The organism is Achromobacter insolitus (assembly GCF_002209555.1).
GTDB classification, from domain to species: Bacteria; Pseudomonadota; Gammaproteobacteria; order Burkholderiales; family Burkholderiaceae_B; genus Achromobacter; species Achromobacter insolitus.
This window is the reverse complement of record NZ_NJIF01000015.1, coordinates 38,376-62,003: the sequence shown is the minus strand read 5'-3', so window position 1 is coordinate 62,003 and position 23,628 is coordinate 38,376. Positions and strand designations below refer to the sequence as shown.

Sequence of the window (23,628 nt, the reverse complement as noted above, 5' to 3'; positions counted from 1 at the left end):
TTACGGCACGACGGTATCGGCCACCAGCTCCAGCCCGTCGGCAGGAATGCCGACGGCCGGCAGCGTGCCGCCCAGGTCGCCCGGCCGGGCGGCGGCCGTGCCGGACCGGCTGACGCGGATTTCCACCAGCACCTTGCCGGCCCGCGACAAGGTTGCGTCGGGGGACATGGCGTTGCTGTCGTCCAGCACGAAATCGCGCGGCAGGTCTGAGACTTGCAGGCGCAGGATGGCCAACGGCATCCGCGAACCCTGTTCGGGACGCGCCAGGATGAACACGGTATCGGAGGGCTGGACGCGGTCGCGCAGCGCGTCGGCGATGCGGGCGCGTCCGCTCAGGCGCGCGGCAGCCGCGGCTGCGGCTGGCGGGGGCGCTGTATGGGCGGTGGGCGTCTCGGCAGCAGCCTGGGCGGTGGTTGCCGCAGCAGTTCCGGCGGGCGCGGCCGCCATGGCGCGCGCCTGCGCGATGTTGGACTGGATCTGGCGCGCCGCTTCCGAGTCCGGCGGCAGTTGCGTGCGCAGGCGCTCCCAATGCGCCAGCGCCTCTGCTGCGTCGCCGCGACGCAGCGCCATCATGCCGGCCAAGGCCAGCGCCTTGGGCTGGTCCGGCTGCGCGGCCAGCGCCTGCGCCACCGCCGCGATGGAGGCGTCGTCGGGGTTGCCCTGGTTGGCCGAAAGCAGCGCGTCGGCCAGATCGGCCAGCACGGCCGGTTGCCCGGGCACGAGGCGCAGCACCTGTTGGTAGGCCGCTACCGCGTCCGCGTAGCGTCCCAGGGTTTCATACGAACGCGCCAACATATACCAGCCATCCGCGTCATCGGGCGCCGCGCGCAGCCGCTGCGCCAGCGCGTTAATGGCCAGCGTCATGTCATTGCCGGTTTCGGACGCATGCGGTTCGGCGGGCTGGCCCGCGCCGGCGACGGCCGCCGCGCGAGGATTGCCCAACTGGCCATACAGCAGCACGGCCGCGACGGGGATGAGCACGGTCAGCAGGCAGGCGGCCGCTACGCCTGCGCGCTGCCCGGCCCAGGGCGTGCTGCGGGTGCGCCGCCGTTCCAAGTCCTGCAGCAGGTCGCGCTGCAGTTCTTCCTCGGCGCGAGCTCGCGCCGCGGCGCTGAGGCTGCCATTGCCCATATCGCGTTGCAGATGTTCGCGCTGCGCGAGATAGAAGGCGCGAACATTGGCTTCGGATGCGGGTTCAGCGGCGGGAGCGCGGCGCAGCAAGGGGGGAATCAGGCAGAGCAGGGTCGCCAGCAACAGGCACACCACGATGAGCCAGAGAGTGGTCATGAGCCGGTATCCAGGAAACGCGTCGCGCGTTCGCGTTCGTCGGCAGTCAGGGGCGCGCGGGCGCCGGCGCGGCGCTTCAAGGTGCGCACCAATATGACGAAGCCTAGCGCCAGCAGCGCGAACGGCCCCAGCCACAGCAGCCAGGTAATGGGTTTGAAGGGTGGGTCGTAGCGCACGAAGTCGCCGTAGCGGTCTTCGAAAAAGCGCATGATCTGCGCGTCGCTGCGGCCCTCTGCCAACTGGTCGCGGATCAATTTGCGCATGTCCTGGGCCAGCGGCGCGTTGGATTCAGCCAGGGTCTGGTTCTGGCACACCAGGCAGCGCAATCCGTGGGCCAACTTGTCGGCGCGCTGTTCAAGGACCGGCGGTAGCGCTTGGGGGGCGGACGCGTGTACCTGGGCGCGGGCGCCGCCGGGCAGGGCGAGCGCCAGCGCCAGCACCCACGCCGCCGCCAATGTCAGCAACGGGCCGCGGAACCCGGCCCGTAGCAGGCCGTCAAGCGGCGAGCGCAGGCGCCTCATTGCAGCGCCTCGATGGCGGGTTGGATCCGGTCGCGCCAGATCTCGGGCGTGATCAGGCCCAGTTGCTTGTAGCGGATGCGGCCGTCGCGGTCGATGACGAAGGTTTCGGGCACCCCGTACACGCCATATTCGATGCCGACGCGGCCGTCGAGGTCGCTGGCCGATGCGATGTAGGGGTTGCCGTTACGCGCAAGCCAGGCTTCCGCTTCCTCCGGCTTGTCCTTGTAGTTCAAGCCATACAGGGGGATGCCGTGGCGCTGCGCGGCTTCACGCAGCACGGGCAGCTCATCTTTGCATGGGCCGCACCAGGACGCCCAAACATTCAGCAGCCAGACCTGGCCGCGCAACGATTGCACGTCCAGTTTCTTGCCGGGCGCCAGCAGCACGGGCAGGCCGATGGCGGGGGCAGGCTTGTCTATCATGGCCGAGGGAACCGCGCGCGGATCGCGCGACAGGCCCATCGCCAGGAACACGGCCATGGCCAGAAACGCGGCCAGCGGCACGAGATAGCGCAGCATCAGATGCCCTCCCGAGAGGCCGCGCGCGCGGCGCCGGGCATGGCCGGTTGCGGCGCGCGGGCTGGCTCCTGGACGCGGCGGTAACGCTTGTCGCCGGCCGCCAGTAGACCGCCCAGCGCCATCAGGATGCAGCCCGTCCAGATCCAGGTCATGAAGGGCTTGACCTGCAGGCGCACCGTCCAGGCGCTATCGCCCACGGGGTCGCCCAGCGCCACGAACAGGTCGCGCGTGAAGCCGCTGTCGATGTCCGCCTGGCTCAGCGCCATGTCCTGCACGGCATAAAGGCGCTTTTCCGGGTACAGCGTGACCACGGGCTTGCCGTCGCGGGTCACCGGGAACACGGCGCGCTGGGCGCTGTAATTGGGGCCGGTGGCCGGACCGATGCTGGCGAAGGTGAATGCGTAGCCACCCGCCTCACGGGTGGCGCCGATCTCGATCTTCAGCTCTTGCTTGACCTCGTAGCCATTGGCCAGCGTGACCCCGGCGATGAAGATGCCCACGCCCGCGTGTGCCAGCAGCATGCCGTACCAGGAGCGCGGCTGGCGGCCCAGCCGGCGCAGCCACTGGCCGTCGCCATCCGTCAGCCGTTGCCAGGCATGCGCTGCGGCGCTGGCGACCGACCAGGCTGCCAGCCACAAGCCCAGCATCACCATGGGCGAGCCCAGGCGCGCGGGGCCCGGCATGGCCAGCGGCAGCAGCACGGCTGTCGCAACGCTGACCGCGAAGGCAATGCGCAGCCTGCGGCCCAGGTCGGGCAGTTCGGCCTGCTTCCAGCGCGCCACCGGCCCGATGCCCATCAGGAAGATCGCGGGCGTCATCAGCGGAACAAACACAGCTTCGAAATAGGGCGGGCCGATGGAGATCTTGCCCCACTCCAGTACGTCCAGCACCACCGGATAAAGCGTGCCCAGCAAGACCGAACCCGCCGCCACGGTCAGCACCACGTTGTTCGACAGCAGCAGCGATTCACGCGATAGCAGCGAAAAGCCTCCCCCCAGTCCCACCGTGGGCGCGCGCCAGGCGTACAGGGCCAGCGACCCGCCCACGATCACCAGCATGAACCCCAGTATGTACAGGCCGCGGCCCGGGTCCACCGCGAAGGCATGGACGGAGGTCAGCACGCCCGATCGCACCAGGAAGGTTCCCAGGATGCTGAGCGAAAAAGTGCAGATGGCCAGCAGCACCGTCCAGCTGCGGAAGGCGCCGCGGCGCTCGGTCACGATCAGGGAGTGGATCAGCGCGGTGCCCGCCAGCCACGGCATGAAGGACGCATTCTCCACCGGGTCCCAGAACCACCAGCCGCCCCAGCCCAGCACGTAGTACGCCCAGGCGCTTCCCAGCAGGATGCCGACGGTCAGGAAGGTCCAGGCCGCCAGCGTCCAGGGGCGCACCCAGCGCGCCCACATGGCGTCGAGCTCGCCCGACAGAAGTGCCGCGATGGCGAAGGCGAAGGCCACGGAGAAACCGACGTAGCCCATGTACAGCATGGGCGGGTGCACGATCATGCCCGGGTCCTGCAACAGCGGGTTGAGGTCGCGGCCCGCCATGGCTGGCGGCATCAGGCGTTCGAAGGGGTTGGACAGGAACAGCAGGAACAGCAGGAAGCCCACGCTGATCCAGCCCATTACCGCGAGCACGCGGCCGACGAAGGGGAGAGGCAGCCGGCGGCTGCACAGCGCCACGGCCAGGGTCCAGGCAGTCAACAGGTACAGCCACAGCAGCAGCGACCCTTCATGGCCTCCCCAGACCGCCGCGAAGCGGTAGGCGGCCGGCAGGTCGGCATGCGAGTTGGCGGCCACGTACAGCACGGAGAAGTCGTTGTCCACGAACGACCAGGCCAGGCAGCCGATGGCCACGGTGGTCAGGCCGAACTGGCCGTACGCGGCGGGCCGCGCCAGTCGCAGGCCCGCTTGCCAACCGGTGGCCGCGCCCAGCAGCGGCAACACGCCCTGCGCCAGCGCCACCAGCAGCGCCAGGATCAGGCTGAACAGGCCGATCTCAGGAATCATTGCGCCTCCGCGCGCATGGCGCTCGGTTCCGCGCCCGCGCGCTTGAGCGCATCGGCGGCTTCGGGCGGCATGTAGTTTTCGTCGTGCTTGGCCAGCACTTCGGTTGCGCGGAACACGCCGTCCGGTCCCAGCTTGCCGGCCACGACCACGCCTTTTCCTTCACGGAACAGGTCGGGCAGCAGGCCCTGGTATGTCACCGGCACGGTATGCGCCGTGTCCGTCACCACGAAGCGCAACGTCAGGCCGTCGGCCTCGCGGCGCAGCGAACCTTGTTCTACCAGGCCGCCGACGCGGAAACTGCCGCTGGCGGGCGCTTCCTTGGCCAGCACTTGCGTGGGACTGAAGAAGAACACCAGGTTGGACTGCAGGGCGTTGAGCACCAGCGCCGCGGCGGCGGCCAGCAGGCCCAGCCCGCCCAGGATGGCCAGCGCGCGGCGTTTGCGCGGGCTCATGGCGCCGTCCTGTCCGCGCGTCTGGCGGGATCCCGCGGCGCGCGCCGCGCGCGGCTGCGGCGCCAGAGCACCAGGGCCTCCAGGCCGATCAGGACCAGCGTCACGCCATAGGCGCCCAATAGATAGGGGCTGTGGCCTTGCAGGGAAAACAGGGCTTCCCAGCTCATGGCGTCTCCCTCTGCGCCCGGCCCGCGCGCAGGGCGGCCGGTTCGCGTTCGGCGATGATGCCGCGCACGCGCGCCAGCGCCGCCGCCGCGCTGTAGCACCAGAATGCCGCCACCATCAACAGCATGGCGGCAACCATGATGCGCGCCATGCTGGGCGCGGTGGTGAGGTTGATCGAAGCGCCCTGGTGCAGGGTGCTCCACCAGCGCACAGAGAAATAGATGATGGGTACGTTGATCACGCCCGCCAGCACCAGGATGGCACCGCCCCGGTCGGCCCGCTGCGTGTCGTCGTCGGCCGCGGCCTGCAAGGCCAGGAAGCCGAGGTAGAGGAACAGCAGGATCAGTTCGGACGTCAGCCTGGCGTCCCACACCCACCAGGCGCCCCAGGTGGGTTTGCCCCACAGCGCTCCGGTCCACAGGGTCAGGAATGTGAAGAGCGCGCCAGTGGGGGCCAGCGCCCGCATCATCATGAACGACAGGCGGGTATTGAAGATCAGCCCCAGTGCGGCGTACAGCGCCATGACCAGGTACAGGAACATCGACATCCACGCCGCGCCGACGTGGATGAACAGGATGCGGTAGACCTCTCCCTGTTGGCTATCGGTGGGCGCGACCGCCAGGCCTACGTACAGGCCCGCGGCCGCGAACAGCCCGGCGGCCAGCGCCAGCCATGGGATCATGCGGCCGGCCAGCGGGTAGAACGCGGCGGGCGAGGCGTACCGCAGCCAGCCCGCGCCCGGCGCGGCGGAGGGATAGGAGTCCAGGGCAGGGTGCTTGTGCATGGCGTCCTCAGTCCAGCGCCACGCGCAGCGCCGCCGAGGCGCTCCAGGGACACAACAGGATGGCCAGGCACAGGCAGGCGCCCAGCAGCGACAATTGCGGGCCGGCACCCATCCCCACGTGCGTAGCGGATACCGCGCCCGCGCCGAAGATCAGCACAGGCACATACAAGGGCAGCACCAGCAGCGGTAGCAGCGCGCCGCCGCGCAGGCCCAGCGTCAGTGCGGCGCCCAGCCCGCCCACCAGCGCCAGCGTCGGTGTCCCCAGCAGCAGTGACAGCACAAGTATGCCGATGGCCTGCGGCGCCAGGCCGAATTGCAGGGCCAGCACGGGGCTGGCCAGGATCAACGGGAGGCAGCTGCTGAACCAGTGCGCAGCGAGCTTCGCCCCAACCAGCAAAGGCAGCGGATGCGGCGACACCAGCAATTGTTCCAGCGCGCCATTGTCATAGTCCTGCGCGAAAGGCCGGTTCAGCGTCAGCAGGATCCCCAACAGGGCGCAGACCCACAGCACGCCCGGCCCGATGGCCAGCAGCAGCGCAGGGTCGGGGCCCACCGCCAGCGGGAACAGCGTGCCGGCCACGATGAAGAACAGGGTGGCGCCCAAGGTGTCCGCGGGCCGTCTCCAGGCCAGTCGGATTTCACGCAATGCCAACTGCGACAGCGTAGCCAGCATCCGCGTAGTCATCCATGTTCAGGGTTTGGGTGTGCGCCGCCTGGGTAGAGGGTTCGCGGTGCGAGGCGAGCACCGCCGCGCCGCCGGCCGCCAGGTGGGCTTCCAGCGCCAGGCGCAGATGCTCCAGGCTGGCCGCGTCCAGGCCGGCGTCGGGTTCATCCAGTAGCCACAGGGGCTTGGCGCCCAGCACGACCGCCGCCAGCGCCAGCCGCCGGCCCTGTCCCTGGGACAGGCGCAGGGCGGGCATGTCGGCGCAGGATTCCAGGCGCCATGCGCGCAAGGTGTCCAATAAACGAGTTTCCGCCTGCGGCGTGCCGGCGACGTGCAGGGCGTAACGCAGGTTCTCGGAGGCGCTCAGTTCGCCGCACAAGCCGTTGCCGTGTCCCAGGTAGGCCATGCAGGCGCGGTAGCCGGCGGGATCGCGGCGCGCATCGTCGCCGCGCCACAGCACGCTGCCGGCCAGGGGACGCAGCAGACCCGCCAGCATCCGCAAAAGGCTGGTCTTGCCGCTGCCGTTGGCGCCGCGCACATGCAGCAGCTGGCCGCCATACAGCTCGAAATCCACGGGCGCGGAGTATCCGCGGCGGCTGGTAAGGCCGCGCGCGCAAAGCAGGGGAGGCGGCGCGTCAGCGGGCCGCATGCGCCACTTCCGCGCCAGGGCCCGTGGGCAGGGGCGCCATGGAAGTCGGGCCCGGGCCCATGTTGGGCAGCTTGTGCGCTATGCCCTTGTGGCAGTCGATGCAGGTCTTGCTCTTGTCCGCCAGATAGGTGGAGTGCATGTTCTGCGCGCGCGGGCTCTGGCGCGTGAAGTCCATGTACTCATAATTGTGGCAGTTGCGGCATTCGAGCGAGTCGTTGGCCTTGAAGCGGGCCCATTCGTGCTGCGCCAGCTCCAGGCGCTTGTCCACGAACTTCTCGCGCGTGTCGATGGTGCCGAAGATCTTGCCCCAGACTTCCTTGGATGCCTGCATCTTGCGCGCGATCTTGTCTGTCCAGTTGTGCGGCACATGGCAGTCCGAGCACAGGGCCCGCACGCCGGAACGGTTGGTGAAGTGGATGGTGCCTTTGAGCTCGGCATACACGTTGTCGCGCATTTCGTGGCAGCCGGTGCAGAACTTCTCGGTGTTGGTGAGTTCCATGGCCGTGTTGAAGGCGCCCCAGAACAGGATGCCGCCGATGAATCCGCCGACGGTCAGGAAGCCCAGGCTGAAATGCACGCTGGGCCGTCGGATGATGTTCCAGTAGCGCTTGATGAGTCCGAGCATGGCTGCCTCCGGTCGCTTACTTCTTGGCGGGCGCCGGGGCGGTCAGGCGCTTGAGGATCACGTCGATGTCCTGGTAGGTATTGGACACGAGCGGCTTGGCCTCCGTCTGCGGCACATGGCATTGCACACAGAAGTAGCGGCGCGGAGAGACTTCGGCCAGCACGTTGCTGTCGCGGTCCATGTAATGGGTCACGCTCAGGGGCGGCGCCTGGGTTTCCTCGGTATTCACGCGCGCGTGGCAAGCGAGGCAGCGGTTGAAGTCCTTGTCGACCTGATATCCGTCGATCTTGTGCGGAATGGTGGGCGGCTGCATGGAGTACGTGCGCATCCGCCTGATGTCCTTGTTTTCCACCGGGCTGATGAGCGGCGGATCCGTCTCCTGCGCGACCGGGGTGGGGCCGCGCATGGGGTCTTCGATCTCCAGCGGCGGCGCCGCCCAGGCGGCGGAACCGAGGAGGACGCATGTCGCGAGAGTCAAGGCGCGTATGTTCATGGCTGTCTCCGGTTCACCGTTCAGACCTTGACGATCTTGACCGCGCACTTCTTGAAGTCGGTCTGGAACGAGATGGGATCGGTGGCGTCCAACGTGACCTTGTTGATCAGTTGGCCGGCGTCGAACCAGGGCACGAAGACCAGGCCGCGCGGCGGCTTGTCGCGTCCGCGCGTCTCCAGGCGCGTGCGCATCTTGCCGCGCCGCGACACGACCTCCACCTCGACGCCGCGCCGCAGGCCCATTTCCTGGGCGTCGTCGGGGTGCATGAAACAGACTGCGTTGGGAAAGGCCCGGTACAGTTCCGGAACCCGTCGCGTCATCGAGCCGGAGTGCCAGTGCTCCAGCACGCGCCCGGTCGACAGCCAGAACGGATATTCCTTGTCCGGCGATTCCGCGGGCGGCTCATAGGGCAGGGCATAGATCACCGCGCGCCCATCCGGGTTGCCGTAGAACTCGAAACCGGCGCCCGGCTTCACGTAGGGGTCGCTGCCTTCGCGGTAGCGCCACAGGGTTTCCTTGCCCTTGACCACCGGCCAGCGCAGGCCGCGCACTTCATGGTAGGTGTCGAACGGCGCCAGGTCGTGGCCGTGGCCGCGTCCGAATTCGGCGTATTCCTCGAACAGCCCCTTCTGCGCATAGAAGCCGAAAGCCTCGGATTCCTGGTTGGCGTAGTCCTTGTCGCGCTCGGTGTTGGGATAGCGGTTGACCTTGCCATTGGCGAACAGCACATCGAACAGTGTCTTGTCGCGGTACTCGGGCTTCTTGGCCAGGAGGTCGGCGGGCCAGACTTCCTCCACCTTGAAGCGCTTGGAAAACTCCATGAGCTGCCACAGATCGGAGCGGGCGTCGCCGGGCGCATTGACCAACTGGTGCCAGAACTGGGTACGGCGTTCGGCGTTGCCGTAGGCGCCTTCCTTTTCAACCCACATGGCCGCCGGCAGGATCAGGTCGGCCGATATGGTGGTGACGGTGGGGTAGGCATCCGACACCACAATGAAGTTGTCGGGGTTGCGGTAGCCGGGCAGGCCTTCGTTCATCAGGTTGGCGGCGGCCTGCATGTTGTTGTTGACCATCACCCAGTAGGCGTTGATCTTGCCGTCCTTGAGCATGCGGTTCTGCAGGACCGCATGCGCGCCCACCTTGCTGGGAATAGTGCCGTCGGGCAACTGCCAGATTTCCTCCGCGTGCGCGCGGTGCTTCGGATTGGTCACCACCAGGTCGGCGGGCAGGCGATGCGAAAACGTGCCCACTTCGCGCGCGGTGCCACAGGCGGAGGGCTGGCCGGTCAGGGAGAACGGACTGTTGCCCGGCGTGGAGATCTTGCCCGTCAGCAGGTGGATGTTGTAGACCATGTTGTTGGCCCACACGCCGCGGGTGTGCTGGTTAAAGCCCATGGTCCAGAAGGAGGTGACGCGCACCTTCGGGTCGGCATAAAGTTCAGCCAGCTCTTCCAGCTGCTTCTTGGGCAGGCCGCTCAGCTTGGCGGTGTAGTCCAGGTCGTACTTGGAGACGAACTTGGCGAAATCGTCGAAGGTAATGGGCTTGGAGCCGCCGGCATCGCCCGCGTTCTTGGCGGCCTTCTGCAAGGGATGGTCCGGCCGCAATCCGTAGCCGATGTCGGCATTGCCTTCGCGGAAAGTCGTGTGCTTGTCCACGAACTCCCGGTTCACGCGTTTGGTCTGGATGATGTGGTTGGCGATGTAGTTCAGGATCGCCAGGTCCGTCTGCGGCGTGAAAGTCAGCGCGATGTCGGCCAGTTCGTAAGACCGGTGCTCGAAGGTGGACAGCACCACCACCCGGGTCTTGGGCGCCGACAGCCGCCGGTCGGTCACACGGGTCCACAGAATGGGGTGCATCTCCGCCATGTTGGAGCCCCACAACACGAAGGCATCGGCGTTCTCGATGTCGTCGTAGCAACCCATGGGTTCGTCGGCGCCGAAGGTGCGCATGAAGCCCACCGCGGCCGAGGCCATGCAGTGGCGCGCGTTGGGGTCCAGGTTGTTGCTGCGAAAGCCCGCCTTCATGAGCTTGAGCGCGGCATAGCCTTCCCAGACGGTCCATTGGCCCGATCCGAACATGCCCACGGCTTCGGGTCCCTTGTCCTTCAGCACCCGCTTGAACTGTTCGGCCATGACGTCGAAGGCCTGGTCCCAGGATACGGGCGCGAATTCGCCGTCCTTGGCGTACTTGCCGTCCTTCATGCGCAGCAGCGGCGTGGTCAGGCGGTCGTTGCCATACATGATCTTGGACAGGAAGTAGCCCTTGACGCAATTCAGGCCTTTGTTGACTTCGGCGTTGAAGTCGCCGTGCGTGGCCACGACCTGGTTGTCCTTTACGGCAACGTTCACGCCGCAGCCGGTCCCGCAGAACCTACAGGGGGCCTTGGACCATTTGAGCTTGGCGGCCTCGGACTCGGTGACGATGTTCTGCGTATAACCGACGATGGGGATGCCGGCCACGGTGGCGGCCGCGGCCGCGGCGGATTGCTTGATGAAATCTCTACGAGCCATTGCCATCGTCAATCTCCTCGTTCATCGCGTCCAGCGAGTCGGCGTGCTGGTAGACCAGCGCCGAAGCGAGCACGCCATCCAGGCGCTGGATCTCCGAGATCCGGGCCATCATGTCGTCGGTGGAGGGCGCTTCCAGGGTGACCACCAGTTTCCCGGAGTCGGAAGCGCCATGGATTTCCGCACCCGAGATCGAAAGGATCGCCTGGCGGACGTCGGGCAAGCGGCGCGGCGCGGCGTGCACCACCATGCTGGCGATATGCAGCTCTGGGGGCGCCGCAGGCGGCGAGGAATGGGGGAGCGCGGACATGGGAGGGGTTCCGTCGCGTTGCATCAGCTGCCGGGAGGGCCGGCGAACAACTGATAGAACCAGACGAGGAAACCGTAACCCGCCACAATGATGACTGAAAGGACGGGGGCCATGACAGCCGTCAGGAACAGGAAACTACGCAGTTCCTGAGGCTTGGTGTAGCCATCAGACTCGTTTTGCACACAGCACCTCACTACGACAGTTGGGGCATTGCGTTTAACGTGCGGATATCGAAGCTTTTAGCAGATGGCTGTAATTGGCGTCAATGTTGCGCCACGGCGTAACAATGCGCGCGGAAGGTGGGTTGGCGCTGTATAGCAAGGCTCCGAACGGCCAAGAAAAAACGGCCGGCGGATGCATGCTCCGCCGGCCGGCCGAAACGCTTTGCGGCAACGGGACGCTAGCCTATCGCCCCATAGATGCGGCGCGCATCGGCGGCGGTGGCCAGCGGCCGGCCCAGGGCTTGGGCGCCTTGCGCGGCCTGCAGCACCAGGGCCGAATTGCCCGGCGCGGTGCTGCCGTCGCGCAGCTTCAGATTGTTCTCGAAGCCCACGCGCATGTGGCCGCCAAATGCCGCGGCCGTGGTGACGCAGGCATTTTCCTCGGGGCCGAAAGCGCAGACGGCCCAGGGCAGCGACTGGTCATACGCGGCCAGGAAAGGCAGCAGATCATAAGCCGAGGAGGTCTGGCCCGCACTGTAACGGCCAAGCACGAACAGCACCGACCATGCGCCTGGCGGCACCAGGCCGCGCGCGCGTAGCGACAGCCAGCGGCGCACGTCGCCCTCGTCGTACAAAATGATCTGCGTCATGATGCGGCGTTCGGCGATCCAGGCCAGGAAGGCGGCCAGTTCGGCTTCCGGGATGTCCGGCACGGCGATCTCGCGCAGGCCGATGGACACCGCCTCGGGTTGCAGTTCGCGCACCAAGGCGATCTGCTCGGCCGCCTTGTACACGCCGGCGGCTTCGCTGGTCACTTGCACCAGCAACTCGTCGCCCACGGCGCCGCGCACGGCGGCCAGGGCATCGCGGTAGGCCTGGGCGTCCAGCAGGTGGCTGCCGTCGGGCTTGCGCACGTGCATATGCATCATGGCTGCGCCGGCGTCCAGGCAGGCGCGGGCTTCGCTTGCCAGGGCCGCGGCCGTGAGCGGCACGGCCGGATGGTCGGCCGCCTGCTTATAGGCGCCGTTGGGCGCCACCGTGATGATGACGGGCGAGTCGGCGAGCGCGGCGCGGGGCGGGAAGGTGCCGTTCATGGCTTGATCTCCGGCAGTTCGGGGGCGATCAGGTCCAGGCCCGCGCGCAGCAACCGGTCGTAGCGCGCGCGCTCGGCGGCGATGGTCTCGGGCGTCCAGGTGTAGAAGCCCTGGCCTGTCTTCATGCCGTGGCGGCCGTCCTGGGCGCGTTCGGTCAGGCATCGCGCGGGCTCGCTGGCGTTGCAGAACGTGGGGTACATGGTGGCGCCCGCCGCGGCATGCACGTCTATGCCGGCATGGTCGCGCTGCATGACCGGGCCGGCCGCCAGGAAGCGGAAGCCGAAGCCGAAGCGCACGGCTGCGTCCACGTCTTCGGGCGAGGCAATGCCGCGGTCGATCAGGTCGAAGGCCTCGCGCGATAGCGCATGTTGCAGGCGGTTGGCAAGAAAGCCCGGCAGGTCCTGCCGCACCTTTACCGGCACGCTGCCGCAGCGCCGCATAAAGTCGATCAGAGTGTCCGCGCAGGCGTTATCGCTGGCTTCGCCCAGCACGACTTCCACCAGCGGCACCAGATGCGCCGGCATGAAGAAGTGCAGGCCCAGCATGCGGCCCCGGGTATCCAGGCCCTGGCTGATGGCGCTGATCGGGAAGCTGGAACTGTTGCTGGCCAGGATCGCGTCCGGCCGGGCGCGCCGCGCCAGGTCGGCGAACAGTGTTTGCTTGATGTCCAGGCGTTCGGGTATGCACTCGATCACCAGGTCCACGCTGGACCAATCGACCTCGTCCAGTCCGGCTGCCGTGGACAGCAGCGCCGCGTTGGCCTCCCTGCCTATGGTCCTGAGGTTTTCCGCCACCCGGGCAGGCAGGCCCGCCGCGCGTTGCGGGTTCGATTCGATCACCGTCGTCCGGCAGGCTGCGCGGGTCAGCACCACGGCCACGTCGGCTCCCATGGTGCCGCCGCCCACCACCACCGCATGCGCCGCGCCCGGATTGGGCAGCGCGATCGCGTCCGTCTGCATGGTTTGCTCCTATATCTGAAACTACGCTGGGGGCGAGTGTAGAGAAGGCGGTTTGATTGATGAATCAGATTTTTTGGATAGAATGATCTTGAATTCAGATCAATAGAGAGCTCCGCTTCCGGCATGCAGATCAATCTTTCCATGCGCGACATCGACACCACGCTGGTGCTGGGCCGCACGCTCAACTTCCGCCAGGCGGCCGCGCAACTGCATTTGTCTCAATCGGCCCTGTCCACGCAGATCCAGCGCATCGAGGACGCGCTCGGGGTGCGCTTGTTCGACCGTACCACCCGCACGGTGCGGCTGACCGCCGCCGGCGAAGTCTTCATGCAACAGGCCGCTGCCTTGCAGGTCGCTTTTCGCGATGCGATCGCCGCGGTCAGCGGCATCGTCAACGCGGAGCAGGGCCAGGTCTCCGTGGCCGCCTTGCCTTCGGTGGCTGCGCGGCTGCTGCCGCGCGTGCTCATGGCCTACCGGCAGGCGCATCCGCTGGTCGCCTTGAAAGTGCGCGACACCTTGTCGGGGCCGGCCTTCGATCTGGTACGCGCGGGCGAGGTCGATTTCGCCCTGACCGCTGCCGATCCGCAGCACGCCGACCTGCACTATGTGCCGCTGATGTCCGACAGCTTTCTGCTGCTGATCCCGGAAGCCCATCCGCTGGCGCGCGCCCGCGGACCGTTGCGCTGGGCCGATACGGCGGACGCCGCGCACGTGTCCATGGTGCAGCCCAGCAGCGTGCGCCAGTACACGGAATGGGCCTTTCTGCAGAACCGGATCCGCTTCACGCCGGCGTTCGAGGCCGAACACCTGACCACCATCGTCGCCATGGTCGAATGCGGCTTCGGCGTGGCCGCGCTGCCGGAGATCGCGGCCGGCGCAGTGGCGCAAAATGGCATCGTCCAACGCCCGCTGATCGGCCCGGTGGCGGAACGTTCCATCGGGCTGGTGACGGCGCGAAACCGCAGTCTGTCGCCCGCTGCGGCGGCATTGGTGCAGACCTTGAAGGAGTATCTGGCGGAGCAGGCGCGCTAAGGTCCGTGAACCCTGAATCCGGGGCTACGCGCAGGAGCGTTTGATTTCACGCAATCGTCCGTCGCGCGCCGCTCGACAGGACACGGCCGGTGGTATTATCCTCAGTGCACTAACTAAATTGGAGCTGCCTCAACGTGCCGGATGTACAGAAAAAGACGACGTCCTTGAAGCGCGTCGCAACTCAGAAGACAGACACCAAGATTTTCGATCCGGCCAAGCAGGTGCTGTGGTCGCGTCCCGGCTATCTGGTGCGGCGCCTGAACCAGATCCACTACGCCATGTTCTACGAAGAATGCAAGACGCAGAACGTGACGCCGGTGCAATATGGCGTGCTGACCGCGCTGTCGCTCAGTCCCTGGCTGGACCAGACCGCCATCGGCATGGAACTGGGGCTGGACCGCACGACCACCGCCGATGTGGTCAAGCGCCTGCAGGAACGGGGGCTGGTGGAACGCCGCATCAATCCTAACGACAAGCGTTCGCGCCAGGCCGTCATCACCCAGGAAGGGCTGCGTATCATGGGCCTCCTGCAGGAGGGCATGGCCCGGGCCCAGCAGCGCCTGCTGGAGCCCCTGTCCACGCGCAATCAGGAAATCTTCATGAAGCTGCTGTCCACCCTGGTGGAAGCCAACAACCAGTACAGCCGCACCACGCTCAAGCCCATGTAGGGCAGGGGCCGGCAGCGGCCTCAGCCTTGCAGCGCGTTCGCCTGCGGCGCGCTGCGGGCGGCCTCGCCGTCTCCCAGCGTATTGCGTACCCAGATCAGTTCGGCGGCGATCGCCACCGCGATCTCGGCGGGTGTCTTGCTGGCGATGCGCAGGCCCACCGGGCCATGCAGCCGGCCGATCTGGTTTTCATCGAGGTCGAACAGCCGCAGCCGTTCGCGGCGCTTTTGCTGGTTCGCGCGCGAACCCAGCGCACCCACGTAGAACGCCGGGGATTTCAACGCCTCCAGCAAGGCCATGTCGTCGAGCTTGGGGTCATGCGTCACCGCGACGATGGCGGTGCGTTCGTCCGTGCCGATCTCCAGCACGGCGTCATCGGGCATGCAGGTAAGCAAGGTCGTCTGGGACAGGTTCCAGTCGCCGAAGAACTCTACGCGCGGGTCGCATACCGTGACGTGGAAATCCAGCGTGGCGGCCACGTTGGCCAACACCTGCGCAGTCTGGTTGGCGCCGATGATCAGCAGCCGCCAGCGGGGGCCGTAGACGCTGCGGAAGATGCGCCCGTCGAAATCCGGGCCATCGGCCGGACCGGCGGGAGACACCGAACTGCTGCCGTCCTGCAGGTCCACCGTGCGCTGGACCAGGCGATGGCCACGGATGGCCGCCAGCACGATGTCCAGCCATTGCGTGTCGCGCAGCGGCTCGCTGATCAGGCGCAGTGTGCCGCCGCAAGGCAGGCCGAAGCGAGCGGCTTCGTCGCGGGTCACGCCATAGGTCAGGCGCGCGGGAGCGTCTTCGAGCGTTCCGTCGCGGGCGCGCCCTATCAGGTCGTCTTCGATGCAGCCGCCCGAAACCGAGCCCACCATGCGGCCGTCGTCGCGCAGGGCGAGCATGGCGCCCGCCTGGCGCGGGGCGGAACCCCAGGTCTGCACCACGGTTACCAAGTGCACGCGGCTGCCCGCGGCAACCCAGTCCCGGGCATGTTGCAATACGTCCAGATCCAGAGCGTTCATCGGCTTCTCACAGGGGAATGCCCGTGGCGCTGCCACGGCTTATATTCACTATACTGATCATCATGGCGAATGTCTCTAGTGTCTATCCCTACCCGGCGAGCGCCCCCCGGCGCGTCGGCATCCTGCTGGCGGCCGGGCAAGGTTCGCGTTATGCCCTGCATCGGCCTGGCGCCGACAAGCTGCTGGCTCCATTGTCGCAGGGAGTGTGTGTGGCCGTAGCCAGCGCGCGAGCGTTGCGCGCGGCGGTGGACATGGCCATTGCGGTGGTGCGTCCGGGCAGTTCCGTCCTGGCCGGCCTATTGCGGGCGGAGGACTGCGACGTGCTGGAGACCGATCGGGCGGGCGAGGGCATGGGAGCAAGCCTGGCCGCGGCCGCGCAATACATACAGGCCTTTCCCCACGCACCCCAATCCGTGCTGGTGGCGCTGGCCGACATGCCCTGGATCCGGCCTGCCACCCAGGAGCGCGTGCTGGACGCGCTGCGCCACGCGCCGATGGCGGCGCCATCGTATCAGGGGCAGCGCGGCCATCCGGTAGGGTTTGGCGCGGAGCTGTTGCCGCAACTGGCGATTCTGAGCGCCGACGAAGGCGCCCGCCGGCTGCTCAAGCAGCCCGGGCTGTGTCTGGTCGAAGTGGACGATCCGGGCGTGTTGCGCGATGTCGACACGCCAGCCGATCTGGACGGAGCCGGCTGAACGCCGTTCGCAGGAAACGCCGCCTCGGCGGCTTTTTTTTTTGGCTCCGGGATTTCCCTAATTTGTCAGTACGCTGATTATAAAGTCAGTATACTGACGTAAATTCGGAAGCCGTGGCAGGCGGTTCCCTATGGGAAATCGGCTGCGCGAGGTTCCGGTTGTTCCGATGTAATAGTCAGTGTACTGATAAACAATGCTGACGCGCCGTGGCAGGACAGGGTCCAGCCATCAAACTGGGAGTAGGGGAATGAGCAAAATACGCAAGATCGCGTTCGAGGAGCACTACACCGCGGTCGGGTTCAAGGACTATTCGAAGAGCTTTGCGCAGCACATCGATCCGACCGTGCTGGCCGACCTGGCCGCCCGCCTGGTGGACTTCGACGAGGTCCGGCTGGGCGAAATGGATCGCGGCGGCATCGACTACGTCATCCTGTCGCAGACGGGGCCGGGCGTGCAGGCGGAGGCCGACGCCGCCGTGGCGTTGCGCCGCGCCAAGGAGAATAACGATTTCCTGGTCGAGCAGGTGGCGCGCCATCCCACGCGTTATGGCGCCTTTGCCACCGTGCCCATGCACGATCCGCGGGTTGCAGCCGCCGAGCTGGAACGCTGCGTCAAGCAACTGGGCTTCAAGGGCGCGCTGATCAACGGCCACACCAACGGCGTGTATTACGACGGGCGCGCCTACGACCCGTTCTGGGAGAAAGTGCAGGAGCTGGACGTACCCGTCTATCTGCACCCGTCGGATCCCTACGTCATCCCCCAAGCCTATACGGACCATCCCGAGCTGGTGGGCGCCTGCTGGGGCTGGGGCGTCGAAACCGCCACCCACGCGCTGCGGCTGCTGTTTGGCGGCGTGTTCGACCGCTATCCCGGCGTCAAGCTGATCCTGGGCCACATGGGCGAGGGGCTGCCCTTTCTGCGCTGGCGCTTCGACAGCCGCTTCGCGGTGTACTCGCACGGCATCAAGCTGGCGCGCGCGCCGTCCGAATACCTGGGCAGCAACATCGTCATCACGACCTCCGGCGTCTGTTCGCCTCCGTCGCTGATGGCGGCCATCGCCGAGATGGGCCGCGAGGCGGTGATGTTCTCGGTGGACTATCCCTACGAGTCGACAGCGCTCGCCGTCGAATTCATCGAGCAGACGCCGATGGACGAAGCCACCCGCGAACTGATCTGCCACGGCAACGCGCGGCGCCTGTTCAAACTCTGAGCCAGACCGGGAGACCGACATGAGCACCTTCCTGTACGGCGGCAACGTGCACGCCAACGGCATACGCCAGCATTACCTGCGCTACGGCGGAGAGCGCGGGGCCGGGCGCGATCCGGTCATCATCGTGCCCGGCATCACCAGCCCGGCGGTTACCTGGGGTTTCGTTGGAGAGCGTTTCGGCGCGTCTTTCGATACCTATATCCTGGACGTGCGCGGCCGCGGCCTGTCGGAAGCGGGCGCGGCGCTGGACTACAGCCTGGACGCGCAAGCCGCCGACGTGCTGGCCTTCGCCGAAGCGCTGGGCCTGGCGCGCTATAGCGTGGTGGGCCATTCCATGGGCGGGCGCATCGGCGTGCGGGCCGGCAGGGGCAAGCCCGCAGGCTTGAGCCGGCTGGTCCTGGTGGACCCTCCCGTATCGGGCCCGGACCGCCGGCCGTATCCCGCCAAACTGCCGTGGTATGTCGATTCCATGGCACAGGCGCGGCAGGGCATGGACGCCGAAGCCATGCGCGCGTTCTGCCCGACCTGGACGCAAGAGCAGCGCCAGTTGCGCGCCGAATGGCTGCATACCTGCGATGAACGCGCCATCATCCAGAGCTTCGAGGCATTCCAGAGCGACGACATCCATGCCGACCTGCCGCGTCTGGAGGTGCCGATTCTGTTGATCACCGCGGAACGGGGCGACGTGGTGCTGGATGCGGACGTGAGCGAGATCCAGCAATTGGCGCCCGGCACGCGGCATCATCGGGTGCCTGCCGCCGGCCACATGATTCCATGGGACAACGAGGAAGGCTTCTACGCGGCCTTCGGCGATTTCCTGGGCGCGCCCCTGGTGCGCGCATGACGCGCGCGGGCTGTCAAGCAAGGAGGACATCATGCCTATAAGCGACTACGAAATGGTGAAGGCCTGGCAACAGGTGCTGACCCTGTCCAAGCTGCAGGCGGGGCAGACCGTTACGGTGCTGACCAGCGCGGCGACCCACCCACAAACTCTGGCCACGGCGCTGATCGCGACGCAATCCATGGGCGCCGTCGTGAACCGCCTGGACCTGCCGCCCGTCAACGGCGAACGCGCGCTCAGCCGGGATTCGCTGGCCTATCTGGGCACCACTCCGCTCACCGGGAACAAGGCCGCCATCGCGGCGCTGAAGGAAAGCGATCTGGTGCTGGACCTGATGACGTTGCTGTTCTCGCCGGAACAGCACGAAATCCTGGCCACGGGAACCAAGATCCTGCTGGCGGTGGAGCCGCCCGAGGTGCTGGCGCGATTGGTGCCGACCGAGGCCGATCGCCAGCGGGTCAAGGCCGCGGCCGCTCGTATCGGCACGGCGCGTGAGATGAGCGTGGTGTCGGAAGCGGGCACGGATCTGCGCTGCCCGCTGGGCGAGTTTCCCGCCATCAGCGAATATGGCTTTGTCGATGAACCGGGGCGCTGGGATCACTGGCCCAGCGGCTTTGTGCTGACCTGGCCGAACGAAGGCGGCGCCAATGGCAAGATCGTGATCGACGTGGGCGATATCCTGCTGCCGCAGAAGCTCTATGTGCGCTCGGCGATTGAGCTGACGGTAGAGAATGGCTACGCCACGCGCATCGACGGCGGCGTCGATGCCGAGCTGCTGCGGGAGTACGTGGCCTCGTTCAGGGATCCGGAAGCCTACGCGATCTCCCACATCGGGTGGGGGCTGCAGCCGCGCGCGCACTGGACCACGCTGGGCCTGTACGACCGCGAAGCCACCATAGGAATGGACGCGCGGGCCTACGAGGGCAACTTCCTGTTTTCGCTGGGCCCCAACAATGAGGCCGGCGGCAACCGCACCACGACCTGCCATATCGACATCCCGTTGCGCGGCTGCACCGTGCGGCTGGACGGAGAGGACGTGGTGCGCCAGGGCAAGGTGCTGGACGGCGCCGGCTCCCAGGCCTAGGCAAGCAATCATCGCTCAAGGAATTCCACACATGAATGACGATATCTCGGCCTATGAACGTCAGGGCTTCGGCGCGTCCATGGCGCCCAAGGCTCCCTACGGCCTGCTGATCGTGGACCTGGTCAACGGCTTCGCGGACCCGGCGGTGTTCGGCGGCGGCAACATCCCGCAGGCCATCGAGCAGACGATCGGATTGCTGGCGCATGCGCGCAAGCAAGGCTGGCCGGTGGCGCACAGCCGCATCGTGTTCGCCGACGACGACGCGGACCACAACATCTTCACGCTCAAGGTCCCGGGCATGTTGACCTTGAAGGAAGCGGACCACAACAGCGCCATCGTGCCGCAACTCGCGCCCGCGGCAGGCGAACTGGTCGTGCGCAAGACCGTGCCCTCGGCGTTCTTCGGCACCAGCCTGGCGGCCTGGCTGGCGCAGCGCGGGGTGCAGACGCTGCTGGTTGCGGGGGCGGTCACCAGCGGTTGCGTGCGCGCCAGCGTCGTGGATGCCATGCAGTACGGGTTCCGGCCCCTGGTGGTGTCGGACTGCGTGGGCGACCGCGCCATTGGCCCGCATGAGGCCAATCTATTCGATATGCAGCAGAAGTACGCCACCGTGCTGACGCGGGACGAAGCCTTGCGCGCCACGCAGGCCTGAAGCGGCGCCTGGCGCCGCCACGAAAAAAGGGGTTGCACCGCGAGGCGCAACCCCATTTTTACTGGCGTTTCTACTTCTAGACTGGATAGACCAGGTCGTTGGCGAGGATGGTGGTGTCATACACCACCTGGCGCTCCTTCAGCTTGAGCACGCCATCCTGCCGCAGGTAGCGGTCATAGTAGGTGCCGGCCAGATGCAGTGTGGTGGGGCCTTCCACCAGCGTCTGCATGAGCATGAACGCAGCCTGGGATTCGATCTCGCCATTGGCGGATTCGCTGATGACGCGGGTATTGCTGACCAGGTGCAGCATGTAGCGCGGCGCGAACATCTGAGTGCGCGAGATGGCCACGGCGCGGTCATGCATCATGGCCCGGCCTTCGGAATAGACCAGACCCACCGGCAGGCCCAGTTCGGCGTTCTCGCGCGCGGTGACGCGGTACAGGCCGTCTTCGGTAAAGAAGTCCGGCCAGGCCTCGACCTGACCTGCGTCCAGGGTGGCGCAGTAGTCGGCGTGGAACTCCTCGATCTCCTGGCGCAGGGCAATGGCGCGGGCGGGATCGATCTTGCGGGGGGAAAATTCGAATCGGGTTCTCATGTTTCTCGGTTCCTGCCTCAAAAGCCCATCACGCCGCGGTAGTAGCTGTACATGGAGCGGATGGCGGCTTCCGAAATCAGCGTGTTGGAAGTGCCTTGCTTGCCGGATTCCAGCTTCAGCACATTGACGTCGGTGCTGGCGCGGCGCACGCCTTCCTGCACGAACTTCATCGCTTCGTTGTCTTCCAGGCCGAGGAATCCGGCCGGACCCATCAGGTTGCCCTGGCGCAGGCGGTGACGTTCCATTTCGGGCGTGTCGTCCTCGTAGCCGAACATGGTCCACTGCATGATCATGCTGTCCGGGCCATTGGGCACGATCTGGCGCACGCCCAGCGTGTTCATTTCGCGCTGCACGATGAGGTTGGGCCACACGGTTTGCATGGTGACCGACCACGGCGAATCGAATTCCTTGACGAACTCCAGGAAGCGGTCGTCCTGCAGGTGCAGGCCGTCGTGGAAGGAGCGCATCTCCTTCTTGTTTTCTTCGCTGACGTTGGCGTACTTGTCTTCGCTCTTGGCCGAGGCCATGGTGCCGTGGCGCCCGTGCACCGGATCGACCAGCATGGCGGACTTGTTGCCCGCTACGAGCAGCCCGAACACCACCAGGAACGAGTGCAGCAGCGTGGCGTGGTACGGATCCTTCAGATTCTCGTGGTACATCTTCCAGTTGCACGGCAGTTCATTGCGGTAGTAGCCGTGGATCTTGAGCTTCTTGCCCGGGAAGACGGTATCGAAATCTGCCAGGATCTCGGGCGTCAGGTATTCCTCGATGGGTTCGACTTCGTCGCTGTAGGACGCGAAGATGACGCCGTTGCGCGTGGTGACGCGCAGCTTGCGCAGGCCGTGTTCTTCGTTCTTGAAGTCCTTGGGCATGCCGCCTTCGCGATTCACGCCGCGTTTGAAGGGAATGCCTTGCAGATTGCCCTTCAGGTCATAGGACCACTGGTGGTAGGGGCAGACGAACTCCTTGGCATTGCCCTGGCTGTTGCGGCAGAACTCCGCGCCGCGGTGGGCGCAGCGGTTTTCGAAGACGTTGACCGAACCGTCCTCGGCGCGCGAGACCACCACCGGGGTCGGCCCCACGTAGGACCGCTTGTAGTCGCCGGGATTTGGCAGCTCGGCTTCCAGGGCCACGTAATTCCAGGTTTTGCCGTGGAAGATTTTCTCGACTTCCTGGTCGTACACCGCGCGGCTGGTGTAGACCCAGTCCGGAATGTAGTGCAGCGCGTCTTCGGGCCAGACACAGTCGGCCAGGGCGGTGTCCTTGGACGCCATCGTGAGGCCGATGACGGTTTGCGATTGATACATGAAAAGCTCCTGTCGATGCGGGGGCGGTAATTGGAGTTCAGGACGCGGCGGCGTTCTGCTGGCAGGACTTGACCAGGGGCTTGAGCGCCACGGTCTCGTCGGCGTACCGCTGCGGGTCGATGGCGATGCCTTGTTCGAACAGCACGCGCAGCTGGCGCAGGTCGCCGCCCGCGTTGATGGCAATGGCATGCACCGGCACGCCGTCGCGGTGGCCGAGCCAGATGAACTTGGGCGCTTCGGCCTGCGCTTGCGGCACGCCGCGGCAGGCGTAGACGAGATCCGGCTGTGGCAGGCCCAGCATCTGCACGTTGCAGCCATACTGATCCGTCCAGAACCAGGGATAGGGTTCGGCGGGGGCGGGCTTGCCCAGCATGCCCGCGGCGGCGGCGCGCGCCTGTTCATTGGCGTTCTGCCAGGACTCCAGGCGCATGGCCTGGTTGAGGTGGCGGCGGTGCTGGCTGGCGCAATCGCCTGCGGCATACAGGTAGGGGTCGCTGCTGCGGCAGGCGGCGTCGACCTGGATACCGCCATTGGCGGGGTCCAGCGCCAGTCCGGCCTGGGCGGCCAGGGACACCTCCGGCACCAGGCCGATTGCCACCACCACGACGTCGGCCGCTATCGTGTCCGCGTCCTGCAGTTCAATGGCGAAGCGCGCCTGGTGGCGGACCGTGGCGTCCGCGTGAGGCTGCCAGCCGCTGCGGGCGATGCGCGCGCCCAGGCGCAGGTCCACCCCGGCGTGGCGGGCGCGTTCCGCCAGCCAGTCCGACAGGGCGGGAGGCAATACGCGTTCCAGCAGGCGCGGCGCGCTTTCCAGTACGGTGACCTCCGCGCCCAGCGCGCGCGCGGTGGATGCGACCTCCAGGCCCAGGAAGCCGCCGCCGATGACGGCGACTCGGGCTTGCGGTATAAGGCCGGCGCGCAGCGCCGCCGCGTCGTCCAGCGTCCTGATGTAGTGCACGCCCGGCGTGCCGCGCGGCAGGCTGGGCAATTCGCGCGCGCTTCCACCGGTGGCAAGCAGGCAGCGGCTATAAGGAAGGTCGCGGCCATCGGCCAGCCGGACCAGGCGGCGGGCAGGGTCGATCTGCACGGCCTCGGTGCCGGTCAGCAGCGTGACGCGCTGCCGTTCGTAGAAGTCCTCGGGATGCACGGCCGTCTGGCCGTGCGCGCCGGGCGCGTGCAATACGTCTTTGGATAGCGGCGGGCGTTCATAGGGCGCGTGCGCTTCCCGGCCGATCAGCGTGATAGGACCTTCGTGGCCCAGGTCGCGCAGCGCCGCGGCCGCCACCGCGCCGGTCTGGCCGGCGCCGATGATGAGGATCGAGTCCGCGTCAGCCAT

General features: G+C 66.8%; 27 protein-coding genes. 7 read left to right on the top strand and 20 right to left on the bottom strand.

Annotated features, from left to right (window positions below; genetic code table 11):
• The 16 genes from ccmI to CEY08_RS28585 all read right to left on the bottom strand — a co-directional run bounded on the left by ccmI (position 1) and on the right by CEY08_RS28585 (position 13,198).
• On the bottom strand, positions 1 to 1,287 hold the full coding sequence (gene ccmI / locus CEY08_RS28660; RefSeq protein WP_076812684.1) for a c-type cytochrome biogenesis protein CcmI: 1,287 nt from the start codon (positions 1,285 to 1,287) through the stop codon (positions 1 to 3).
• Positions 1,284 to 1,808 (bottom strand): cytochrome c-type biogenesis protein, encoded by a 525-nt coding sequence (locus CEY08_RS28655; protein WP_084738525.1) that lies wholly within the window; start codon positions 1,806 to 1,808, stop codon positions 1,284 to 1,286. Before CEY08_RS28655 ends, ccmI begins: the two co-directional genes overlap by 4 nt.
• Positions 1,805 to 2,326 carry a DsbE family thiol:disulfide interchange protein gene (locus CEY08_RS28650; RefSeq protein ID WP_042793074.1) on the bottom strand — a complete coding sequence of 174 codons (522 nt, stop codon included), beginning with the start codon at positions 2,324 to 2,326 and terminating at the stop codon, positions 1,805 to 1,807. The genes CEY08_RS28655 and CEY08_RS28650 overlap by 4 nt, the downstream gene beginning before the upstream one ends.
• Positions 2,326 to 4,335 (bottom strand): heme lyase CcmF/NrfE family subunit, encoded by a 2,010-nt coding sequence (locus CEY08_RS28645; protein ID WP_076812687.1) that lies wholly within the window; start codon positions 4,333 to 4,335, stop codon positions 2,326 to 2,328. The genes CEY08_RS28650 and CEY08_RS28645 overlap by 1 nt, the downstream gene beginning before the upstream one ends.
• Positions 4,332 to 4,787 carry a cytochrome c maturation protein CcmE gene (gene ccmE / locus CEY08_RS28640; RefSeq protein ID WP_042793076.1) on the bottom strand — a complete coding sequence of 152 codons (456 nt, stop codon included), beginning with the start codon at positions 4,785 to 4,787 and terminating at the stop codon, positions 4,332 to 4,334. The genes CEY08_RS28645 and ccmE overlap by 4 nt, the downstream gene beginning before the upstream one ends.
• A complete protein-coding gene (ccmD, locus tag CEY08_RS28635; RefSeq protein WP_042793077.1) occupies positions 4,784 to 4,954 on the bottom strand; it encodes a heme exporter protein CcmD in 171 nt (56 codons plus the stop codon). The genes ccmE and ccmD overlap by 4 nt, the downstream gene beginning before the upstream one ends.
• The gene (gene ccmC, locus CEY08_RS28630) at positions 4,951 to 5,736 is read right to left on the bottom strand and encodes a heme ABC transporter permease CcmC (RefSeq protein WP_076812690.1); all 786 of its coding nucleotides are present in this window, start codon (positions 5,734 to 5,736) and stop codon (positions 4,951 to 4,953) included. Before ccmC ends, ccmD begins: the two co-directional genes overlap by 4 nt.
• Positions 5,737 to 5,743: 7 nt before the next feature.
• Positions 5,744 to 6,409, bottom strand: coding sequence for a heme exporter protein CcmB (gene ccmB / locus CEY08_RS28625; RefSeq protein WP_076812693.1), 666 nt, complete (start codon positions 6,407 to 6,409; stop codon positions 5,744 to 5,746).
• Positions 6,375 to 7,049 (bottom strand): heme ABC exporter ATP-binding protein CcmA, encoded by a 675-nt coding sequence (gene ccmA, locus CEY08_RS28620; protein WP_076812695.1) that lies wholly within the window; start codon positions 7,047 to 7,049, stop codon positions 6,375 to 6,377. Before ccmA ends, ccmB begins: the two co-directional genes overlap by 35 nt.
• On the bottom strand, positions 7,036 to 7,674 hold the full coding sequence (locus CEY08_RS28615; RefSeq protein WP_063642671.1) for a cytochrome c3 family protein: 639 nt from the start codon (positions 7,672 to 7,674) through the stop codon (positions 7,036 to 7,038). The genes ccmA and CEY08_RS28615 overlap by 14 nt, the downstream gene beginning before the upstream one ends.
• Before the next feature lie 16 nt (positions 7,675 to 7,690).
• Complete coding sequence (locus CEY08_RS28610; RefSeq protein ID WP_042793082.1) at positions 7,691 to 8,167, bottom strand: nitrate reductase cytochrome c-type subunit; 477 nt, start codon at positions 8,165 to 8,167, stop codon at positions 7,691 to 7,693.
• Positions 8,168 to 8,187: 20 nt separating this feature from the next.
• Complete coding sequence (napA, locus tag CEY08_RS28605) at positions 8,188 to 10,683, bottom strand: periplasmic nitrate reductase subunit alpha (protein ID WP_076812697.1); 2,496 nt, start codon at positions 10,681 to 10,683, stop codon at positions 8,188 to 8,190.
• On the bottom strand, positions 10,667 to 10,984 hold the full coding sequence (locus CEY08_RS28600) for a chaperone NapD (protein ID WP_042793084.1): 318 nt from the start codon (positions 10,982 to 10,984) through the stop codon (positions 10,667 to 10,669). The genes napA and CEY08_RS28600 overlap by 17 nt, the downstream gene beginning before the upstream one ends.
• 23 nt (positions 10,985 to 11,007) lie before the next feature.
• Entirely contained in the window at positions 11,008 to 11,166 is a 159-nt protein-coding gene (napE, locus tag CEY08_RS28595) for a periplasmic nitrate reductase, NapE protein (protein WP_042793085.1), read from the bottom strand.
• A 218-nt stretch (positions 11,167 to 11,384) separates the two neighbouring features.
• Positions 11,385 to 12,239: a beta-keto acid cleavage family enzyme gene (locus tag CEY08_RS28590; protein ID WP_042793086.1), complete on the bottom strand. Its 855-nt coding sequence runs from the start codon at positions 12,237 to 12,239 to the stop codon at positions 11,385 to 11,387.
• Positions 12,236 to 13,198 (bottom strand): 3-hydroxyacyl-CoA dehydrogenase family protein, encoded by a 963-nt coding sequence (locus CEY08_RS28585; protein ID WP_076812700.1) that lies wholly within the window; start codon positions 13,196 to 13,198, stop codon positions 12,236 to 12,238. The genes CEY08_RS28590 and CEY08_RS28585 overlap by 4 nt, the downstream gene beginning before the upstream one ends.
• Before the next feature lie 123 nt (positions 13,199 to 13,321).
• Here CEY08_RS28585 and CEY08_RS28580 point away from each other — a divergent pair, with 123 nt between their 5' ends.
• Together CEY08_RS28580 and CEY08_RS28575 are read left to right on the top strand one after the other, a co-directional pair.
• Positions 13,322 to 14,230 carry a LysR family transcriptional regulator gene (locus CEY08_RS28580; protein WP_042793088.1) on the top strand — a complete coding sequence of 303 codons (909 nt, stop codon included), beginning with the start codon at positions 13,322 to 13,324 and terminating at the stop codon, positions 14,228 to 14,230.
• Between the two features lie 200 nt (positions 14,231 to 14,430).
• Positions 14,431 to 14,898: a MarR family winged helix-turn-helix transcriptional regulator gene (locus CEY08_RS28575; RefSeq protein ID WP_223306531.1), complete on the top strand. Its 468-nt coding sequence runs from the start codon at positions 14,431 to 14,433 to the stop codon at positions 14,896 to 14,898.
• A 20-nt stretch (positions 14,899 to 14,918) separates the two neighbouring features.
• On the opposite strand, the gene CEY08_RS28570 is transcribed toward CEY08_RS28575, so the two are convergent.
• Positions 14,919 to 15,908, bottom strand: a complete 990-nt coding sequence (locus CEY08_RS28570; protein ID WP_063642673.1) for an XdhC family protein — start codon at positions 15,906 to 15,908, stop codon at positions 14,919 to 14,921.
• A 62-nt stretch (positions 15,909 to 15,970) separates the two neighbouring features.
• Here CEY08_RS28570 and CEY08_RS28565 point away from each other — a divergent pair, with 62 nt between their 5' ends.
• The 5 genes from CEY08_RS28565 (at position 15,971) to CEY08_RS28545 (ending at position 20,390) form a co-directional block, all read left to right on the top strand.
• The gene (locus CEY08_RS28565; RefSeq protein ID WP_076817608.1) at positions 15,971 to 16,603 is read left to right on the top strand and encodes a nucleotidyltransferase family protein; all 633 of its coding nucleotides are present in this window, start codon (positions 15,971 to 15,973) and stop codon (positions 16,601 to 16,603) included.
• Positions 16,604 to 16,850: 247 nt separating this feature from the next.
• The gene (locus tag CEY08_RS28560; RefSeq protein ID WP_076812703.1) at positions 16,851 to 17,813 is read left to right on the top strand and encodes an amidohydrolase family protein; all 963 of its coding nucleotides are present in this window, start codon (positions 16,851 to 16,853) and stop codon (positions 17,811 to 17,813) included.
• 19 nt (positions 17,814 to 17,832) lie between these two features.
• Positions 17,833 to 18,657, top strand: coding sequence for an alpha/beta fold hydrolase (locus CEY08_RS28555; protein WP_063642674.1), 825 nt, complete (start codon positions 17,833 to 17,835; stop codon positions 18,655 to 18,657).
• Positions 18,658 to 18,688: 31 nt separating this feature from the next.
• Positions 18,689 to 19,738, top strand: coding sequence for a 2,5-dihydroxypyridine 5,6-dioxygenase NicX family protein (locus CEY08_RS28550; RefSeq protein WP_042793093.1), 1,050 nt, complete (start codon positions 18,689 to 18,691; stop codon positions 19,736 to 19,738).
• A gap of 31 nt (positions 19,739 to 19,769) precedes the next feature.
• The gene (locus CEY08_RS28545; RefSeq protein ID WP_042793094.1) at positions 19,770 to 20,390 is read left to right on the top strand and encodes an N-carbamoylsarcosine amidohydrolase; all 621 of its coding nucleotides are present in this window, start codon (positions 19,770 to 19,772) and stop codon (positions 20,388 to 20,390) included.
• A gap of 76 nt (positions 20,391 to 20,466) precedes the next feature.
• Here the strand turns inward: CEY08_RS28545 and CEY08_RS28540 are convergent, their stop codons facing one another.
• Genes CEY08_RS28540 through CEY08_RS28530 form a run of 3 tightly spaced genes read right to left on the bottom strand, consistent with a single transcriptional unit; the run spans position 20,467 to position 23,628 of the window.
• Positions 20,467 to 20,985 carry an aromatic-ring-hydroxylating dioxygenase subunit beta gene (locus tag CEY08_RS28540; protein ID WP_042793095.1) on the bottom strand — a complete coding sequence of 173 codons (519 nt, stop codon included), beginning with the start codon at positions 20,983 to 20,985 and terminating at the stop codon, positions 20,467 to 20,469.
• Positions 20,986 to 21,002: 17 nt separating this feature from the next.
• Positions 21,003 to 22,292 carry an aromatic ring-hydroxylating dioxygenase subunit alpha gene (locus tag CEY08_RS28535; protein WP_042793096.1) on the bottom strand — a complete coding sequence of 430 codons (1,290 nt, stop codon included), beginning with the start codon at positions 22,290 to 22,292 and terminating at the stop codon, positions 21,003 to 21,005.
• 37 nt (positions 22,293 to 22,329) lie between these two features.
• On the bottom strand, positions 22,330 to 23,628 hold the full coding sequence (locus tag CEY08_RS28530) for an NAD(P)/FAD-dependent oxidoreductase (protein WP_042793097.1): 1,299 nt from the start codon (positions 23,626 to 23,628) through the stop codon (positions 22,330 to 22,332).

What these genes read in the sequence shown, in the direction of transcription:
- ccmI (WP_076812684.1), bottom strand. Translation starts at nt 1,287, where the DNA reads ATGACCACTCTCTGGCTCATCGTGGTGTGCCTGTTGCTGGCGACCCTG.
- CEY08_RS28655 (WP_084738525.1), bottom strand. Translation starts at nt 1,808, where the DNA reads ATGAGGCGCCTGCGCTCGCCGCTTGACGGCCTGCTACGGGCCGGGTTC.
- CEY08_RS28650 (WP_042793074.1), bottom strand. Translation starts at nt 2,326, where the DNA reads ATGCTGCGCTATCTCGTGCCGCTGGCCGCGTTTCTGGCCATGGCCGTG.
- CEY08_RS28645 (WP_076812687.1), bottom strand. Translation starts at nt 4,335, where the DNA reads ATGATTCCTGAGATCGGCCTGTTCAGCCTGATCCTGGCGCTGCTGGTG.
- ccmE (WP_042793076.1), bottom strand. Translation starts at nt 4,787, where the DNA reads ATGAGCCCGCGCAAACGCCGCGCGCTGGCCATCCTGGGCGGGCTGGGC.
- ccmD (WP_042793077.1), bottom strand. Translation starts at nt 4,954, where the DNA reads ATGAGCTGGGAAGCCCTGTTTTCCCTGCAAGGCCACAGCCCCTATCTA.
- ccmC (WP_076812690.1), bottom strand. Translation starts at nt 5,736, where the DNA reads ATGCACAAGCACCCTGCCCTGGACTCCTATCCCTCCGCCGCGCCGGGC.
- ccmB (WP_076812693.1), bottom strand. Translation starts at nt 6,409, where the DNA reads ATGCTGGCTACGCTGTCGCAGTTGGCATTGCGTGAAATCCGACTGGCC.
- ccmA (WP_076812695.1), bottom strand. Translation starts at nt 7,049, where the DNA reads ATGCGGCCCGCTGACGCGCCGCCTCCCCTGCTTTGCGCGCGCGGCCTT.
- CEY08_RS28615 (WP_063642671.1), bottom strand. Translation starts at nt 7,674, where the DNA reads ATGCTCGGACTCATCAAGCGCTACTGGAACATCATCCGACGGCCCAGC.
- CEY08_RS28610 (WP_042793082.1), bottom strand. Translation starts at nt 8,167, where the DNA reads ATGAACATACGCGCCTTGACTCTCGCGACATGCGTCCTCCTCGGTTCC.
- napA (WP_076812697.1), bottom strand. Translation starts at nt 10,683, where the DNA reads ATGGCAATGGCTCGTAGAGATTTCATCAAGCAATCCGCCGCGGCCGCG.
- CEY08_RS28600 (WP_042793084.1), bottom strand. Translation starts at nt 10,984, where the DNA reads ATGTCCGCGCTCCCCCATTCCTCGCCGCCTGCGGCGCCCCCAGAGCTG.
- CEY08_RS28590 (WP_042793086.1), bottom strand. Translation starts at nt 12,239, where the DNA reads ATGAACGGCACCTTCCCGCCCCGCGCCGCGCTCGCCGACTCGCCCGTC.
- CEY08_RS28585 (WP_076812700.1), bottom strand. Translation starts at nt 13,198, where the DNA reads ATGCAGACGGACGCGATCGCGCTGCCCAATCCGGGCGCGGCGCATGCG.
- CEY08_RS28580 (WP_042793088.1), top strand. Translation starts at nt 13,322, where the DNA reads ATGCAGATCAATCTTTCCATGCGCGACATCGACACCACGCTGGTGCTG.
- CEY08_RS28570 (WP_063642673.1), bottom strand. Translation starts at nt 15,908, where the DNA reads ATGAACGCTCTGGATCTGGACGTATTGCAACATGCCCGGGACTGGGTT.
- CEY08_RS28565 (WP_076817608.1), top strand. Translation starts at nt 15,971, where the DNA reads ATGGCGAATGTCTCTAGTGTCTATCCCTACCCGGCGAGCGCCCCCCGG.
- CEY08_RS28560 (WP_076812703.1), top strand. Translation starts at nt 16,851, where the DNA reads ATGAGCAAAATACGCAAGATCGCGTTCGAGGAGCACTACACCGCGGTC.
- CEY08_RS28555 (WP_063642674.1), top strand. Translation starts at nt 17,833, where the DNA reads ATGAGCACCTTCCTGTACGGCGGCAACGTGCACGCCAACGGCATACGC.
- CEY08_RS28550 (WP_042793093.1), top strand. Translation starts at nt 18,689, where the DNA reads ATGCCTATAAGCGACTACGAAATGGTGAAGGCCTGGCAACAGGTGCTG.
- CEY08_RS28545 (WP_042793094.1), top strand. Translation starts at nt 19,770, where the DNA reads ATGAATGACGATATCTCGGCCTATGAACGTCAGGGCTTCGGCGCGTCC.
- CEY08_RS28540 (WP_042793095.1), bottom strand. Translation starts at nt 20,985, where the DNA reads ATGAGAACCCGATTCGAATTTTCCCCCCGCAAGATCGATCCCGCCCGC.
- CEY08_RS28535 (WP_042793096.1), bottom strand. Translation starts at nt 22,292, where the DNA reads ATGTATCAATCGCAAACCGTCATCGGCCTCACGATGGCGTCCAAGGAC.
- CEY08_RS28530 (WP_042793097.1), bottom strand. Translation starts at nt 23,628, where the DNA reads ATGGCTGACGCGGACTCGATCCTCATCATCGGCGCCGGCCAGACCGGC.